Consider the following 15,048-nt stretch of genomic DNA (forward strand, 5'->3'; position numbering starts at 1 on the left):
GGCGGGGGGTTGCCACGTCAAACCGGACCATTCGGACGAGTCGGGCGATCCGGTGCCGCGGACCCCGCCTCACTTGAGCAGCTGGCGGGCCATCACGAGGCGCTGGATCTGGTTGGTGCCCTCGTAGATCTGGGTGATCTTCGCGTCGCGCATCATCCGCTCCAGCGGGAAGTCGCGCACGTACCCGGCACCGCCGAGGAGCTGCACCGCATCGGTCGTGATCTCCATCGCCACGTCGCTGGCGTAGCACTTGGCAGCCGCGCCGAAGAACGGCAGGTCGGCGTCGCCACGCTCGGACTTGGCGGCCGCGGCATACACCATCTGGCGGGCGGCCTCGAGCTTCATCGCCATGTCCGCGAGCATGAACTGCACGCCCTGGAACTCGGCGATGTGCTTGCCGAACTGCTTGCGCTCCTTGACGTAGGCGACCGCGTGGTCGAGCGCGCCCTGGGCGATGCCGACGGCCTGCGCGCCGATGGTGACGCGGGTGTGGTCGAGCGTCGCGAGCGCGATCTTGAGCCCGGCGCCGACCTCGCCGACGACGCGGTCGCCGGGGATCGGGGTGTTGTCGAAGTGCAGCTCGCGGGTGGGGCTGCCCTTGATGCCGAGCTTGCGCTCCTTCTCCCCGAAGGTGAAGCCCGCGTCGGACTTCTCGACGACGAACGCGGTGACGTTGTTGCCGCGCTTGCCCTCGGGGTCGGTCACCGCGAGCACCGTGTAGTAGTCGGAGACGCCGGCGTTGGTGATCCACGACTTCTGGCCGTTCAGGACCCAGCCGTCGCCGTCCTGCTTGGCGCGCGTCTTCATCGCGGCGGTGTCGGAGCCGGCCTCGCGCTCGGACAGGCCGTAGGAGAACGTCGACTCGCCCGCGGCGACCGGGGTGAGGTAGCGCTTCTTCACGTCGTCGTTCGCGGCGAGGATCAGCGGCATCGTGCCGAGCTTGTTGACCGCCGGGATCAGGGACGCCGAGGCGTCGGCACGGGCGACCTCCTCGATGACGATGCACGTCGCGAGCGCGTCCGCGCCCACGCCGCCGTACTCCTCGGCGATGTGCGGGGCGAAGAAGTCGCTCGCCACGAGGGCGTCGTGCGCCTCCTGCGGGTAGCGCGCCTCCTCGTCGACGGCCGCGGCATACGGCGCGATCTTGTCCTGCGCGACCGCACGCACCGCCTCACGCAGCGCCTCGTGGTCCTCGGAGACCTGGAACAGGGGGAAGTCAGGGTTGCCGCTCACGAGGGTTCAGGTTACTCGCAGGTATGCCGCGTGGTCGCCGCCCGTGTCCGACCTCACCCGGGCGCTGGCGCCGACCGCCGCGGGGCGGCGCGGCGCACAGCCGCGCGGTCCATAGACTCATGCCCGTGAGCGCGCCCCGGATCCTGTGCATCTCGCTGTCGCCCCTCACCCGTGATGCCCGCGTGCTGCGCCAGATCGACGCCCTCGCGCGGCACGGGGAGGTGACGACCGTCGGGTACGGCCCCGCACCGGCCGCGGCGACCGAGCACCTCCAGGTGGAGGACTCACTGAACTCCCTCCCCCGGACACCTCTGGGCGTCCTCAAGCTGGCCACCCGTCGGCTGCACTCGGCCGAGCTCGACGCCCCCGGCCTGCGCCGCGGGCTCGAGCTGGTGGGCGACCGCACCTTCGACCTCGTGGTGGCCAACGACGCACGGTCGCTGCCCCTGGCCCACCGGGTCGCCCGTGGCGCGCCGGTGTGGGCCGACATGCACGAGTGGGCAGCCGAGGAGTTCTCCCACGTCCGGACGTGGCGCCTGCTCGTCGGCCCACTCATGGAGCACGTGTGCCGCGAGTACCTCCCCCGGTCGGCCGCCGTGACCACCGTGTGCGAGCCGCTGGCCGACCGGTACACCGAGCACTACGGCGTCCCGTGCGAGGTGATCCGCAACGCGGGGCCCTGGCGCGACCTGGCGCCGACGCCGGTTGCCGACGACCGGATCCGCCTGGTGCACAGCGGTGCCGCGATCCGCGGGCGCAACCTCGAGATGCTCATCGAGGCCACCCTCGAGCTGCCGCAGTGCACCCTCGACCTCTACCTCGTGCCGGCCGCCGACGGCGGGCGCTACCTCGCCGAGCTCGAGCGTCTCGCCGGCGGCTCCGACCGCATCACCATCCACGACCCGGTGGCCCCGGCCGACCTGCCGGCGACGCTCAACGCCTACGACGTGGGGGCGTTCTGCATGCCGCCGATCAACGTCAACGCCGAGTACGCGCTCCCCAACAAGTTCTTCGACTTCGTCCAGGCACGGCTCGCCCACGCCGTCGGGCCGGCACCCGAGATGGCGCGCCTCGTGCGCCACTACGACCTCGGCGTCGTGTCCACCGACTTCGACAAGGACTCCTTCGTCACCGCGCTCAAGGGCCTCGACGCCGCCTCCGTGCGGGCGGGCAAGCAGGCCTCGCACGAGCACGCCCACGACCTGAGCAGCGAGCGCGACGTCCTGGTCGTCGACGGGATCGTCGAGCGGCTGCTGTCGAGCGGCTCGTGACACCTCCGTCGGCCCTGCACGTGGGTGAGGCCGCCCGCACCGCCGAGCTCCTCGTCGCGCAGGCGCGACGCGAGGGGCTCCGTTGGGACCAGCGGCCGATCGTGCCGTCGCGCGACTGGAGCGGGCCCGTCGGCCGGGCGCGCAAGGCGGTCCGCGGGGCGGCCTGGCTCGCCGGGCTGCGGGTGGCCGCCGGCCGCCACGACGTCGTCCACGTCCACTCCGCCACCACGCTCCCGCACGTGCGGCCCGTCGTGCCGAGGTTCGTCCTGCACTGCCACGGCACCGACGTCCGCACCGCGCAGTACGAGCCGCAGCGCACGGCCGCGATCCGGGCGGGCCTGCGTGACGCGGAAGCCGTCTTCTACTCCACACCCGACCTGGCCGAGCACGTGCTGCCGCACCGTGCCGATGCGCAGCTGCTCCCCGTGCCGGTCGATGTCGACGAACTCCCTTCGTGGACAACGCAGTCCGGCGAGCGCCCCTATGTCGTCTTCGCCTCGCGGTGGGAGGCGGTCAAGGGTCTCGAGCCGCAGCTCGAGACGGCGCGGCGGCTCGTCTCCGCGGTCGGTGACCGTGTCGATGTCGTCGGTCTCGACTGGGGGCCCGCTGCGGCCGAGGCCGCCGCGCTGGGGGTGCAGCTACGACCGAAGCTCGACCACGCGGCCTACCTGCGGCTCCTGGCCGGGGCACGGGCGGTGGTCGGGCAGGGAGCCGGCATCCTGTCGGCCAGCGAGCTCGAGGCGCTGGGCAGCGGGGCGCCACTGGCCGTCCCCGCACCCCTGCCCCTGTATGCCGCGGACGCTCCCCCGGTGCTCGGCGACGACCCGGCCGGCGCCGTCGACGGCATCATCGACATCCTCGAGGGCGGCACCCACGACCCTGCCGCAGGGCGCGACTGGGTGCGGTCGCGACACGACCCCAGCGTGGGTGTCGCGGCGATCAGCACGGTCTACGCCGACGTGGTGGCGCGGCGATGAGCCCGGGGGCTGCCTTGCGGCGCATGGTCCGGCCCGTGGACCTCACCGACACGGGCAGCTCGTCACTGGTTCGCGGCGGAGTCCTGAGCACGACCGGCCTACTGGCACAAGGGATCCTGCGATTCGCGACCGCCTTCCTCGTCGGGCGCGTCGCCGGGAAGGCCGAGCTCGGCGTCGTCGCCTCGGCCATCGCCACCGCCACCCTGCTGGCCCTGCTGTGGCCGACGACGACGGGCAGCGCCGCGTCGAAGTTCATCGCCCGCGCGCGCGGTGCCGGCGACCTCGACGAGGTGCGGTCGGTGGCTGCCCACCTGTCCCGGCGCACCGTGCAGACCAGCCTGCTGCTGGCGGTCGTGAGCGCCCTGGTCTGGGTGCTGATCGACGACGGGTCGTGGGCGGGTGCGGCGTGCGTGGCCGGCCTGACCCTCGCCTACTCGGGCTACAGCTTCACCCGGGGCGTGCAGTTCGGGGCGATGCAGGTGCCGCGCGCCACGTCGTGGGACGTCGCCAGCGTCGTGCTCGGCCTCGTGGCACTGGTCGGGGCGCTCGCCGCCGGTGTCCGCGGGCCGGCGCTCGTGCTGCCCCTCGTCCTCGCGTATGCCGTGTACGCCCTGGCCGGGTGGCCGCACCATGCCGCCGGCCAGCCGGCGCGCGTCCTGCGGCGCGAGCTCGACGTCTTCGTGGCCCTGGGCGCGGCCGGGTCCCTGGCCAGCACGGGCTTCCTCCAGCTGTCGCAGATCACGGCCAAGGTGAACGCCGGCAACTTGGAGGCCGGCCAGTACGCCGCCGCCCTGAACCTCGCCACCCCCGCCTCGATGCTCGCAGCGTCGCTGAGCCTCGTCCTCTTCCCGTCGATGGCGCAGGCGTGGGGGCGAGGCGACCACGCTGCGTTCCACACGCAGACCGACCGGGCCACCCGCTCCCTCGCGCTGGTCATGGTGGCGATCTTCGGGTCGATCATCCTCGGCAGCCGGTTGCTGGTGCAGGTCATCTGGGGCTCGCGCTTCGCCGGCGCCGCCGACCTGCTGCCGCTGCTCGTGCTCGCCGTCCTCGCGACGAATCTCGGTGTGCCGAGCGTGAATGCGCTCACCACGAGGAACCAGCGCGGCATGTGGGTGACCACCGGGGCGAGCCTGCTGGGTCTGGCCGCCGGCGCTCTCCTGTGGCTCGTGCTGACCGGCCCGCTGGGCACGACCGGCGTCGCCCTGGGCTACCTGTGCGGCACGATCGTCATCGCCGCGATCCCGATCGTGGTCACGTGGCGGCACGGGCAGCACCGGTGGACCGGGGTCTTCGGCCGGGTCCTTCTCGCACTGGCGGTCATCGGGGGCCTCTTCTGGGCCCAGCGCGCGGCCGACCTCCCCGCCTGGACCGACCCGCTGGTCGTGCTGGTGTTCCTCGCGCTCTGGCTGCTCATCGACCGGCGCGACCTGCGGCTGATCCCCATCCCGGGACGACGGCGACCATGAGCCCGACCGACCCCACCCCCGACCGCCGGAGAACGATGCCCACCAACCGTGTCCTCATCGCCAGCCGCCTCTTCCCCCCGGAGGCCGGCGCCGCGGCATACCGCCTCGGCGCCCTCGCCCGGGCACTGGTCGGCCGCGGCACCCAGGTCGACGTCCTCACGACCCGTCCGCCGGAGAGCGCGGGACAGCCGGACGACCCCGCTGGGGTGCGCGCCTCGCGGTGGCCGGTCCTGCGCGACGCCGGTGGCAACGTCCGTGGCTACGTGCAGTTCGCGAGCTTCGACGGGCCGCTGCTCGTGCGGCTGCTCACGGCTCGCCGGCCGGACGTCGTCGTCGTCGAACCGCCTCCCACGACGGCGACGGTGGTGCGTCTGGTGTGCGCGCTGCGACGCATCCCCTACGTCTACTACGCCGGCGACGTCTCCTCGACGGCGGCGAAGGGCATCGGCGTGGCGGCACCTGTCGTGGCCGTGTTGAAGCGGGTCGAGGCCTGGACCATGTCCGGTGCGGCCGCGGTGCTCGCGGTCTCCGACGGCGTTGCCGACGAGGTGCGCGGCCTCACCCGTGGCCGGGTGCCGGTGACGGTGGTCGGGACGGGGGTCGACACCGATGTCTTCGCACCGACCGGCCGCGCGGCCACGGACGACGCGCCGACGCTGGTCTACGCCGGCACCATGTCGGAGATCCACGGCGCCGGTGTCTTCGTCGACGCCTTCGCGCGCGTCCTGCGCGACGTGCCCGGGGCCCGCCTGGTCATGTGTGGGCAGGGCAGCGAGGAGACCGAGCTGCGCGAACGCGCGGCCCGGCTGGCGGGCGACCGGGTCACCTTCCGCGGCCTGCTGCCCGGTGCCGAGGTGGCCACGCTGCTCTCCGGCGCCCGGGCCGGACTGGCGTCCCTGCACCCGCAGATGGGTTACGACTACGCGTTCCCCACCAAGATGTTCGCGACCACCGCCTGCGGCACACCGGTCGTGTATGCCGGGCCCGGCCCCGGACGCGCCATGGTCGCCGACCACGACCTGGGGTGGGCCTGCGACTGGTCCGTCGACGCGGTGGCCGAGGTCATGGCCGCGGCACTGCGCGCGGCGCCGACCGCGTCCACGCGGGCGCGGCTGCGCGAGTGGACCGTCGCCAACGCCAGCCAGCACTCGGTGGCGGCCCGCGCCGCCGACGTCGTCGAGCAGGTGGCCAGGGAGGGCCGGTAGCCCGCCGGGTCCTAGCGCCGACCCAGGTGCCAGAGGTGGCCGTGCTGCTCGCGGTCGGTCAGCTCGGGCATGACGTCGCGCTCGAACATCGCGATGCCGGTGGTGTCGTAGGCCGCCTCGTAGAAGTACGTGATGAGGTACTTCATGCCCAGGCCCTCGAGCTCGCGGAGGCGCTCCACGATCTGCTCGGGCGTGCCCGTGCCGGGGCTGCGGCGGATCCCCTCGATGCGGTCGGTGAGCTCCTTGTCGGGCACACCCGCGCGGCGCATGTGGTCCTCGAGCCAGGCGATCCGGTCGGCGACGTCGCGCTCGGTGGCACCGATGAAGATGTCGAGGTTGGTCGAGCGGGTGATCTCGTCGTAGTCGCGGCCGACGTCGGAGCAGCGGGCCGCCAGGACCTCGCTCTTGGCGGCGAAGTCCGCGGCGACGCCGGCACCGAAGTTGGTGTAGTCGGCATACTGCGCCGCGATCCGCAACGTCACCTTCTCGCCGCCACCGGCGATCCACATGGGTATGCCGTTCGCGGCCGACCCGGGGACCGCGGTGCCCTGCAGCGGCTGCGGGTAGCAGCGGGCGCCCTCGGTCGTGTAGTGCTTGCCGGAGAACGTCGAACGGCCCTCGGTCCACATCTGCCGGAAGATCTGGACGCCCTCGTCGAGCCGCGCGAGCCGCTCCCCCGCGCGGGGGAAGCCGTAGCCGTAGGCGCGCCACTCGTCCTCGTACCAGCCGGCGCCGATCCCCATCTCGAGCCGGCCCTCGGACACGATGTCGACGGTGGCGGCGACCTTGGCGAGGTAGGCCGGGTTGCGGTAGCTCATGCAGGTGCACATCTGGCCCAGCCGCACCCGACCGGTCACCCCGGCGAAGGCGGACATGAGGGTCCACGCCTCGTGGGTGGCCTCCTCGCTGGGCACCGGCACGGTGTGGAAGTGGTCGTAGACCCAGACCGAGCTCCAGTCCTCGTTGGCGTCGGCACGACGCGCGAGCCCGGCCATGACGCCCCAGTGCTGGCTCGGCTCGATGCCGACGAGGTCCATCTTCCAACCCTGCGGAATGAACAGTCCGAACTTCATCCGGTCGATCTCCTCGTGCTACCTGGTGGTGAAGTGCCTGGTGCGCGGCCGCGCTCGCGGCTCAGCCGTCGAGGACGACCGTACGCCCGCTCGTGGCCGACTCGATGCAGGCCTCGGCGACGCGCACCGTGGTGAGGCCCTGCTCCATCGTGACGATGTCGGCCTCCTTGCCCAGCACCGCGTCGCGGAAGTTCTCGTGCTCGACCCGCAGCGGCTCCGGCTTGGCAATGGCGTAGCGCACGACGTCGCCCTCGGACACCCCACGGAACTGGGCGAGGTCGCTCCACGTGTGCTCGACCTCGCCGTTGGCGTAGAACGTCAGGTCAGCGGTGAGGGTGTCGGCGACGAACGCCCCACGCTCGCCGGTGATGATCGTGACCCGCTCCTTGAGCGGCGAGAGCCAGTTGACGAGGTGGTTGGTCACCGTGCCGCCGGAGAGCTGCCCGACGACCGCCACGAGGTCCTCGTGCTCGCGACCCGACTTGTATGCCGTGCGCGCGGCGACCGAGGTGAACTCCTGCTGGGTGACCCACGCCGTGAGGTCGATGTCGTGGGTGCCGAGGTCCTTGACGACACCGACGTCGGCGATGCGTGCCGGGAACGGACCCTGCCGGCGGGTGGTCACCTGGTAGACGTCGCCGAGCTCGCCGGCCTCGAGGCGGCTGCGGGCCTGCTGCAGCGCGGGGTTGTAGCGCTCGATGTGCCCGACGGCGCCGACGAGGCCCTTGGCGGCGAACGCGTCGGCGACCTTGCGGGCGGCGGGGGTGTCCTGGGCGAGCGGCTTCTCCACGAGGGCGTGGACCCCGGCCTCGGCGAGGGTCAGTCCGACCTGCTCGTGGTAGATCGTCGGCACGGCCACCATGCAGTAGTCGATGCCGGTCTCGATGAGCTGCTCGACGTTCTCCAGGACGGGGCGGCCGCCGGCGACCCCGTGCACGTCACCGCCCGGGTCCGCCACGGCGACGAGGTCGACACCGTCGAGCGACCCCAGGACGCGAGCGTGGTGGCGACCCATCATGCCGAGGCCGATGAGTCCGGCGCGCAGGTTTGCCATCAGGCACCCGCCTTCGCAAGAGCGTTGACAGCATTGACGATTCGCTCGAGGTCACCCTGGCTGAGCGACGGGTGCACCGGCAGCGAGAGGCACTCGGCGGCGGCCCGCATCGTCTCCGGCAGGTCTGCGTCCGAGGTGTTGCCGGCGAACGGCTTCAGCTGGTGGTTGGGCACCGGGTAGAACATGCCGGACCCGACGGCATACTCCTCCTTGAGCGCCTTCGCGAGACCGTCGCGGTCCTCGGGGACGCGCACGGTGTACTGGTGGTAGACGTGCACCGCACCGTCGGCGACGGGGGGCGCGGTGACACCCTCGAGGTTCGCCGAGAGGTAGGCCGCGTTGTCCTGCCGCTGCTTGGTCCACCCGTCGACCTTGGTGAGCTGGACGCGGCCGATGGCGGCGTGGATGTCGGTCATGCGGTTGTTCAGGCCGACGACCTCGTTGTGGTACTGCTGCTCCATGCCCTGGTTGCGGTAGAGCCGCAGCAGCCGCTCGGTCTCGCCGTCGGCCGCGCTGACCATGCCGCCCTCACCGGACGTCATGTTCTTGGTCGGGTAGAGCGAGAACATCGCGAACTGGCCGAACGCACCGACGGGCGTCCCGCCGAGCGAGGCGCCGTGGGCCTGCGCGGCGTCCTCGAACACCTTGAGGCCGTGCTTGTCGGCGACCGCCTGCAGGCCGGGCATGTCCGCGGGGTGGCCGTAGAGGTGGACCGGCATGATGCCGACGGTCCGCTCGGTGACGACGCGCTCGACCGCCGCGGGGTCGAGGCAGAACGACTCCGGGTCGATGTCGGCGAAGACGGGGGTCGCGCCCGTGAGGGCGACCGAGTTGCAGGTGGCGGCGAAGGTGAACGACGGGACGATGACCTCGTCGCCGGGGCCGACGCCCGCGGCCAGCAGACCGAGGTGCAGACCCGAGGTGCCCGAGTTCACCGCGACGCAGGCGCGGCCGAGACCGAAGTGCTCGGCGAACTCCTGCTCGAACGCCTTGACCTCCGGGCCCTGGGCCAGCATGCCGCTGCGCAGCACGCGGTCGACGGCCTCGCGCTCCTCGTCGCCGATGAGGGGCTTGGCGGGCGGGATGAACGCCTGCTCCTGCGGGGTGGTCGTCTCGGTCATGACGCGGAGCCTTCTTCCGTCAGGGTGTCGTCGGTCTCGGTGTAACGGTCGCCCGTCGTCGGGCAGACCCAGGTGCCGGGCTCGTCGCCGGGCTCGAGTGGTACGCCGGCCTTGCCGACCCACCGGATGCGCTTGGCCGGGACGCCGGCCACGAGCGCGAAGTCAGGGACGTCCTGGGTGACGACGGAGCCGGCGGCAACCAGCGCCCAGCGGCCGATCGTCACGGGCGCGACGCAGACCGACCGGGCGCCGATGGACGCGCCGGTGCGGCAGGTCACCCCGACCGCCTCCCAGTCGGCGCCGCTCTTCAGCGAGCCGTCGGGGTTGATCGCGCGCGGGTAGTGGTCGTTGGTGAAGACCACCGCGGGCCCGACGAAGACCCCGTCCTCGAGGACGGCGGGCTCGTAGACCAGCGCGTAGTTCTGCAGCTTGCAGTTGTCACCCATCTGGACCCCGGTGCCGACGTAGGCACCCCGGCCCACCACGCAGTTCGCGCCGAGGGTGGCGTTCTCGCGCACCTGCGCGAGGTGCCAGACGGAGGAGCCGTCGCCGATGGTCGCCTCGGGCGAGACGTCGGCGGACTCCACGATCCGGACGCCCACCGCTCAGCTCACCTTCTCGGCCTGGCCGACCACGAGGAAGCGCACGCCGTCGAACCTGGCCGGGTCGAGGACGCGGCGGCCGTCGACGACGACCTGCACGCCCGGGAAGTCCGAAGCCGACAGGTCGCGGTACTCGGCGTGGTCGGCCTGGACGACGACGACGTCGACCGGCTCACCGACCGTGTACGCGTCCCAGCCGAACTTCGCGAGCTCGTCCGCGGCATACATGGGGTCGTGCACGACCACGTCGGCGCCCGCCTCGCGCAGCGCGTCCACGGTCGCGAAGACGCCGGAGAAGGCCGTCTCCTTGACGCCACCGCGGTACGACGCGCCGAGGACGGCGACCTTCTTGCCCTGCAGCGAGCCGCCGGCTGCGCCGACGGTGAGACCCACGGTGTATGCCGGCATGGCGGCGTTGGCCTCGCGCGCGGCGCGGACGACCGTGGCGTCGGGGTCGTTCCACAGGTAGAGCCGCGGGTAGACCGGGATGCAGTGGCCGCCGACGGCGATGCCGGGGCGGTGGATGTGGCTGTACGGCTGGGAGTTGCTGGCCTCGATGACCTGGAAGACGTCGATGCCGTTCTTGGCGGCGAAGGCGCCGAACTGGTTGGCGAGGCCGATGTTGACGTCGCGGTAGGTCGTCTCGGCCAGCTTGGCCATCTCGGCTGCCTCGGCCGACCCGAGGTCCCACACACCGTTGGCGCGGGTCAGGTCGGGGCGCTCGTCGAACTGCAGCACCTGCTCGTAGAAGTCGACCGCGCGCTTGGCGCCCTCGTCCGAGAGGCCACCCAGCAGCTTGGGGTACTTGCGCAGGTCCTCGAAGACGCGACCGGTGAGGACGCGCTCGGGCGAGAAGACGAGGTGGAAGTCGGTGCCCTCGGTGAGGCCGCTGCCCTGCTCCAGCTTCGGCTTCCACCGGGTGCGGGTGGTGCCGACCGGCAGGGTCGTCTCGTAGATGACCAGGGTGCCGGGCTTCAGGCCGCGCGCGATGTCCTCGGTGGCGGAGTCCATCCAGCCGAAGTCGGGCCGGGCCTCCTCGTCGACGAACAGGGGCACCACCACGACGACGGCGTCGCTGTCGGCGACGGCGGCAGCGGTGTCGGTGGTCGCCTCGAGCCGGCCGTCACCGACGACCTCGGCGAGGTAGTCGGCCAGGTGCGCCTCGCCCGGGAAGGGCTCGGTTCCGGCGTTGACGAGGTCGACGACCTTCTGGCTGACGTCGGCCCCGTGGACCTGGTGACCTGACTTGGCAAACTGGACGGCCAGGGGCAAGCCGATCTTGCCCAGGCCGACGACAGTGATCTTCACGGCGTTCCTTCGCGGTCGGGGTTGCAGGTCGCATCCTAGGGGCACGGACGCAGCGGTCCGCGCGGCGGCATGCGTGAGCGCGTCGCCACGGGTCCGGCTCGTGCGGGCAGGCACCGCTGCGTCACGCGCGCGTCACTGTCCATTCACCCGCGACCGTGTGATGCTGGGAGACGTGACCATGCGACACCAGAACGACCCGGACCTCATTCGTGAGCTGCTCATCGACCCCGGCATCTGGGTGGTGGTCGGCCTCTCGTCGAACCGGGAGCGAACGGCATACGACATCTCGCGCTGGCTCAAGATGGAGCTGGGCAAGGGCCTCATCCCCGTCCACCCCAAGGCCGAGACGGTCCACGGCGAGAAGGGCTACGCCTCCCTCGCCGACATCCCGGACGGCACCGACATCAAGGTCGTCGACTGCTTCGTCAACTCCGACCGCGTGGGTGCCGTCGTCGACGAGGTCATCGCCAACAAGGAGCGGCTCAAGATCGACGCCGTGTGGTTGCAGCTGGGCGTCGTCGACCAGGACGCCGCCGACCGCGCGCGCAAGGCGGGCCTCGACGTCGTCATGGACACCTGCCCTCGCATCGAGTGGCGTGGCGTGCGATCGGCCGGGATGGCGCGCTGAGCGCCGTCCCGGCCGATTGCGTATGCCGCGTGCCTGCGTGGGTGGGTCGGACCCGCCCGGTCAGCAGGGCTTGAGGTTGAGCGCGGCGTCGGAGACGACTCCGGTACCGCCCAGCGCCGTCACCTTCGTCGCACCGAGGCGGGCGATCTCGTTGAGGGTGGTGCGCGGGACGCAGTCCTTCTGGGTCAGCAGCAGCGGGCGGCCGTTCCAGTAGGGGGCGACGGCGCCGCCGGCCAGCGCGTCCGGGTAGGACGTGCCGTTCGCCAGGAAGACCTCCTTGGCCGAGCTGAGCGTGTTGGCCGAGACCTTCGCGGCGGTCTCGTAGCGGTTGGAGCCGCCGACCCGGGTCACCGGGACCGCCGAGCCCACCGTGGAGCGCACCTTGGTGATGACGCCGTTCGAGACGGCGCCGGTGCCACCCAGCACGACGACCTTGCTGGGCTTGAGGCGCTTGAGGGCGCTGGCTGTCTCCGCGGGGAGGCTGGTCGGCGCGGTCAGGAGCATGACGCCGCCGCGGATGGCGGCCGCGGCGCTGCCGCCGAGAGCGTCGGGGAAGGTGGTGCCGCTGGCCAGGTAGACAGGGAGGTTGGTGAGCGGCGGGTCGTACCCGTCCGAGGCGAAGGCCGCCGTGGCGTACCGGTTCGACCCGGCCACGACGTCGATGACACCGGTCTTGGCGTGGCGGTCGAGCTGGCTGACCATCGAGTTGCTCACCGCGCCGGGACCGCCGACCACGATGATCTGGTTGGTCTGGAGGCGGTCGAGCTCGGCGGCCACCGAGCTGGGCAGCGTGCCGTTCGTGGGCACGAGCAGCAGGGGCGCCTCGAGGAGGCCGCCCATCGGACCGGCGGCGAGGGCGTCGGGGAAGGCCTGGCCCGACGCGACCACGACGTAGTCCTGCGGGGCCACGAAGTTGGCCTTGGAGATGGCGACGGCGGTCTTGTAGCGGTCGGCACCGGCGAGCCGGCCCTTGGTGATCGCGGTGGTGGCCGACGGCGCAGCGGGGGCGGAGGGGCTTGCGGTGGCGGGGATGGCGCTCGTGGCGGCCACGAGCGACAGCGCCGCCACGAGGGGCAGGGCGAAACGGAGACGGGGCATCAGGGTGCGTCCTTTGGCAAAGGCGGGGCGGCCGTGGGAAACGCGGCCGAGGGAAGATTAAGCGCGCCAGCGCACCCTGTGGGTGCGTTTTGGCGGAATCCGGGCACAAATCGGGACAAATGACCGATGGGGGCGGCGCGGCTCGGCGCGCCCGCGGTGCCACTCGAGCCCTGGCGCCGGGCCCGCAGGCCGGGTGGCTCGGGCCTGGCGCCGGGCCGCAGGCCGGGTGGCTCAGCCCTGGCGTCGGGCCCGAAGCGCCGCGCCCTTGGCGTGCGCCTGGTCGCGCAGGTCGCCCTGGAAGGCGACCATCTGCTCGCGCAACCCCGCGGCATACTCCCCGTCGCCCGCGGCGAGGACCCGCACGGCGAGCAGCCCCGCGTTGCGCGCCCCACCGACCGAGACGGTGGCCACCGGCACGCCGGCCGGCATCTGCACGATCGACAGCAGCGAGTCCATGCCGTCGAGGTGCGCGAGCGGCACGGGCACCCCGATGACCGGCAGCGGTGTCACCGAGGCGAGCATCCCGGGCAGGTGGGCCGCTCCCCCGGCACCGGCGATGATGACGCGCAGCCCGCGGCCGGCGGCGTTCTGGCCGTAGGCGATCATCTCGTCCGGCATGCGGTGTGCCGAGACGACGTCGGCCTCGAACGGCACGTCGAACTCCTCGAGCGCCTGCGCCGCCGCCTCCATGACCGGCCAGTCGCTGTCGCTGCCCATGACGAGGCCGACGAGGGGCTGCTGCGGGGTCTGGTCGCTCATTCGGTGATCACTCCCGTGAGGTAGTCAGCGGCGTGCCCGGCGCGCTCGCGCAGGTCGGCGAGGTCGGTGCCGGTGAGGTTGACGTGGCCGATCTTGCGGCCGGGCCGGACGCCCTTGCCGTAGAGGTGCACCTTGAGCTCGGGGTCGCGTGCCATGACGTGCCGGTATGCCGGGTAGAGCTCCGGGTGGTCGCCGCCGAGGACGTTGGCCATCACCGTGAACGGCGCGCGGGGCGTGGGGGAACCCAGGGGGAGGTCGAGGACGGCACGCAGGTGCTGCTCGAACTGGCCGGTGACGGCTCCGTCCATCGACCAGTGGCCGGAGTTGTGCGGCCGCATGGCGAGCTCGTTGACGACGTATGCCGGGGCGCCCGTCCCCGGGTCGGTCACCTCGAACATCTCGATCGCGAAAACACCTGTCACTGAGAGGGATTCGGCGATACGCAGGCCGGCTTCGGTGACGACGGCGGCGAGGTCGGGGTCGAGTCCGGGAGCCGGCGCGAGGACCTCGGTGCAGATGCCGTCGGTCTGGACGGTCTCGACGACCGGCCACGCGGCGGCCTGCCCCATGGGGCTGCGGGCGATGAGGACGGCGAGCTCGCGGACGAAGTCGACCTTCTCCTCGAGCAGGATGCCGTCGGCGAGCGGGCCGGTGGTGCCGTCCTGCTGGGCGGCGAGGTCGAGCCAGTCGGCGACGTCTTCGGGTCGGTTGACGACGCGAACTCCCTTGCCGTCGTAGCCACCGCGCGGCGTCTTGGCGATGACCGGCCAGCCGTGCTCGGCGCCGAACGCCTCGACGTCGGCGGCGGTGCGCGCAGGCGCCCAGGCCGGGCAGGCGACGCCGATCGCGGTCATCCGCTCCCGCATGGCGAGCTTGTCCTGGGCGAAGTGCAGGGCGTCAGGGCTCGGGTGCAACGTGACCCCGTCGGCGGCGAGCGCGGCCAGGACGTCGGCCGGCACGTGCTCGTGGTCGAACGTCACGACGTCGCACTCGCGCGCCCACGCGCGGACCGTCTCGACGTCGGTGTAGTCGCCGACCGGTGCCGAGGGGATGACCTGCGCCGCCGCGGCGTCGGGCGCCTCGGCGAGGACCGACAGCGTGATCGCGAGCTCGGCCGCAGGGGCAGCACACATGCGGGCCAGCTGCCCGCCACCGATGATCCCGACGACGGGAAACCCTCCCGGGGCACGCTGCGGCGAAGTCACGCCGCGACGATACCGGCCCCGCAATCCGTCCCCACGACCCGCCCG

At 72.3% G+C, this 15,048-nt stretch carries 14 protein-coding genes; 5 read left to right on the top strand and 9 right to left on the bottom strand.

Annotation, left to right across the window (positions count from 1 at the left end; all coding sequences use genetic code 11):
- Positions 1–69: 69 nt before the first annotated feature.
- The gene (locus tag HJG52_RS10340; RefSeq protein WP_171243514.1) at positions 70–1,233 is read right to left on the bottom strand and encodes an acyl-CoA dehydrogenase family protein; all 1,164 of its coding nucleotides are present in this window, start codon (positions 1,231–1,233) and stop codon (positions 70–72) included.
- 125 nt (positions 1,234–1,358) lie between these two features.
- On the opposite strand from HJG52_RS10340, the gene HJG52_RS10345 reads away from it, so the two are divergent.
- Genes HJG52_RS10345 through HJG52_RS10360 form a run of 4 tightly spaced genes read left to right on the top strand, consistent with a single transcriptional unit; the run spans position 1,359 to position 6,155 of the window.
- Entirely contained in the window at positions 1,359–2,504 is a 1,146-nt protein-coding gene (locus HJG52_RS10345) for a glycosyltransferase (RefSeq protein WP_346767677.1), read from the top strand.
- The gene (locus HJG52_RS10350) at positions 2,501–3,481 is read left to right on the top strand and encodes a glycosyltransferase family protein (RefSeq protein ID WP_171243516.1); all 981 of its coding nucleotides are present in this window, start codon (positions 2,501–2,503) and stop codon (positions 3,479–3,481) included. The genes HJG52_RS10345 and HJG52_RS10350 overlap by 4 nt, the downstream gene beginning before the upstream one ends.
- Positions 3,482–3,516: 35 nt before the next feature.
- Positions 3,517–4,950: a polysaccharide biosynthesis protein gene (locus HJG52_RS10355; protein ID WP_171243517.1), complete on the top strand. Its 1,434-nt coding sequence runs from the start codon at positions 3,517–3,519 to the stop codon at positions 4,948–4,950.
- The gene (locus HJG52_RS10360; RefSeq protein ID WP_240977786.1) at positions 4,947–6,155 is read left to right on the top strand and encodes a glycosyltransferase; all 1,209 of its coding nucleotides are present in this window, start codon (positions 4,947–4,949) and stop codon (positions 6,153–6,155) included. The genes HJG52_RS10355 and HJG52_RS10360 overlap by 4 nt, the downstream gene beginning before the upstream one ends.
- 11 nt (positions 6,156–6,166) lie before the next feature.
- Here HJG52_RS10360 and HJG52_RS10365 read toward each other — a convergent pair whose 3' ends face one another.
- The 5 genes from HJG52_RS10365 to HJG52_RS10385 form a co-directional block, all read right to left on the bottom strand.
- Positions 6,167–7,228 carry an LLM class F420-dependent oxidoreductase gene (locus tag HJG52_RS10365; protein WP_171243518.1) on the bottom strand — a complete coding sequence of 354 codons (1,062 nt, stop codon included), beginning with the start codon at positions 7,226–7,228 and terminating at the stop codon, positions 6,167–6,169.
- 61 nt (positions 7,229–7,289) lie between these two features.
- On the bottom strand, positions 7,290–8,282 hold the full coding sequence (locus HJG52_RS10370; protein WP_171243519.1) for a Gfo/Idh/MocA family protein: 993 nt from the start codon (positions 8,280–8,282) through the stop codon (positions 7,290–7,292).
- Complete coding sequence (locus tag HJG52_RS10375; protein ID WP_171243520.1) at positions 8,282–9,403, bottom strand: DegT/DnrJ/EryC1/StrS family aminotransferase; 1,122 nt, start codon at positions 9,401–9,403, stop codon at positions 8,282–8,284. Before HJG52_RS10375 ends, HJG52_RS10370 begins: the two co-directional genes overlap by 1 nt.
- Positions 9,400–10,005: a DapH/DapD/GlmU-related protein gene (locus HJG52_RS10380; RefSeq protein WP_171243521.1), complete on the bottom strand. Its 606-nt coding sequence runs from the start codon at positions 10,003–10,005 to the stop codon at positions 9,400–9,402. Before HJG52_RS10380 ends, HJG52_RS10375 begins: the two co-directional genes overlap by 4 nt.
- A gap of 3 nt (positions 10,006–10,008) precedes the next feature.
- Positions 10,009–11,313: a nucleotide sugar dehydrogenase gene (locus HJG52_RS10385; RefSeq protein ID WP_171243522.1), complete on the bottom strand. Its 1,305-nt coding sequence runs from the start codon at positions 11,311–11,313 to the stop codon at positions 10,009–10,011.
- Between the two features lie 178 nt (positions 11,314–11,491).
- Between HJG52_RS10385 and HJG52_RS10390 the strand changes: the two genes are divergently transcribed.
- Positions 11,492–11,941 (top strand): CoA-binding protein, encoded by a 450-nt coding sequence (locus HJG52_RS10390; RefSeq protein ID WP_171244105.1) that lies wholly within the window; start codon positions 11,492–11,494, stop codon positions 11,939–11,941.
- 60 nt (positions 11,942–12,001) lie between these two features.
- On the opposite strand, the gene HJG52_RS10395 is transcribed toward HJG52_RS10390, so the two are convergent.
- The 3 genes from HJG52_RS10395 to HJG52_RS10405 form a co-directional block, all read right to left on the bottom strand.
- Positions 12,002–13,039 (bottom strand): cell wall-binding repeat-containing protein, encoded by a 1,038-nt coding sequence (locus tag HJG52_RS10395; protein ID WP_171243523.1) that lies wholly within the window; start codon positions 13,037–13,039, stop codon positions 12,002–12,004.
- Positions 13,040–13,270: 231 nt separating this feature from the next.
- A complete protein-coding gene (gene purE / locus HJG52_RS10400) occupies positions 13,271–13,798 on the bottom strand; it encodes a 5-(carboxyamino)imidazole ribonucleotide mutase (RefSeq protein WP_171243524.1) in 528 nt (175 codons plus the stop codon).
- Complete coding sequence (locus HJG52_RS10405) at positions 13,795–15,003, bottom strand: 5-(carboxyamino)imidazole ribonucleotide synthase (RefSeq protein ID WP_171243525.1); 1,209 nt, start codon at positions 15,001–15,003, stop codon at positions 13,795–13,797. The genes purE and HJG52_RS10405 overlap by 4 nt, the downstream gene beginning before the upstream one ends.
- Between the last annotated feature and the right edge of the window lie 45 nt (positions 15,004–15,048).

Origin of the sequence: Knoellia koreensis, assembly GCF_013041615.1 — a bacterium.
GTDB classification, from domain to species: Bacteria; Actinomycetota; Actinomycetes; order Actinomycetales; family Dermatophilaceae; genus Pedococcus; species Pedococcus koreensis.

What these genes read in the sequence shown, in the direction of transcription:
- HJG52_RS10360 (WP_240977786.1), top strand. Translation starts at nt 4,947, where the DNA reads ATGAGCCCGACCGACCCCACCCCCGACCGCCGGAGAACGATGCCCACC.
- HJG52_RS10365 (WP_171243518.1), bottom strand. Translation starts at nt 7,228, where the DNA reads ATGAAGTTCGGACTGTTCATTCCGCAGGGTTGGAAGATGGACCTCGTC.
- HJG52_RS10370 (WP_171243519.1), bottom strand. Translation starts at nt 8,282, where the DNA reads ATGGCAAACCTGCGCGCCGGACTCATCGGCCTCGGCATGATGGGTCGC.
- HJG52_RS10375 (WP_171243520.1), bottom strand. Translation starts at nt 9,403, where the DNA reads ATGACCGAGACGACCACCCCGCAGGAGCAGGCGTTCATCCCGCCCGCC.
- HJG52_RS10390 (WP_171244105.1), top strand. Translation starts at nt 11,492, where the DNA reads ATGCGACACCAGAACGACCCGGACCTCATTCGTGAGCTGCTCATCGAC.
- HJG52_RS10395 (WP_171243523.1), bottom strand. Translation starts at nt 13,039, where the DNA reads ATGCCCCGTCTCCGTTTCGCCCTGCCCCTCGTGGCGGCGCTGTCGCTC.
- purE (WP_171243524.1), bottom strand. Translation starts at nt 13,798, where the DNA reads ATGAGCGACCAGACCCCGCAGCAGCCCCTCGTCGGCCTCGTCATGGGC.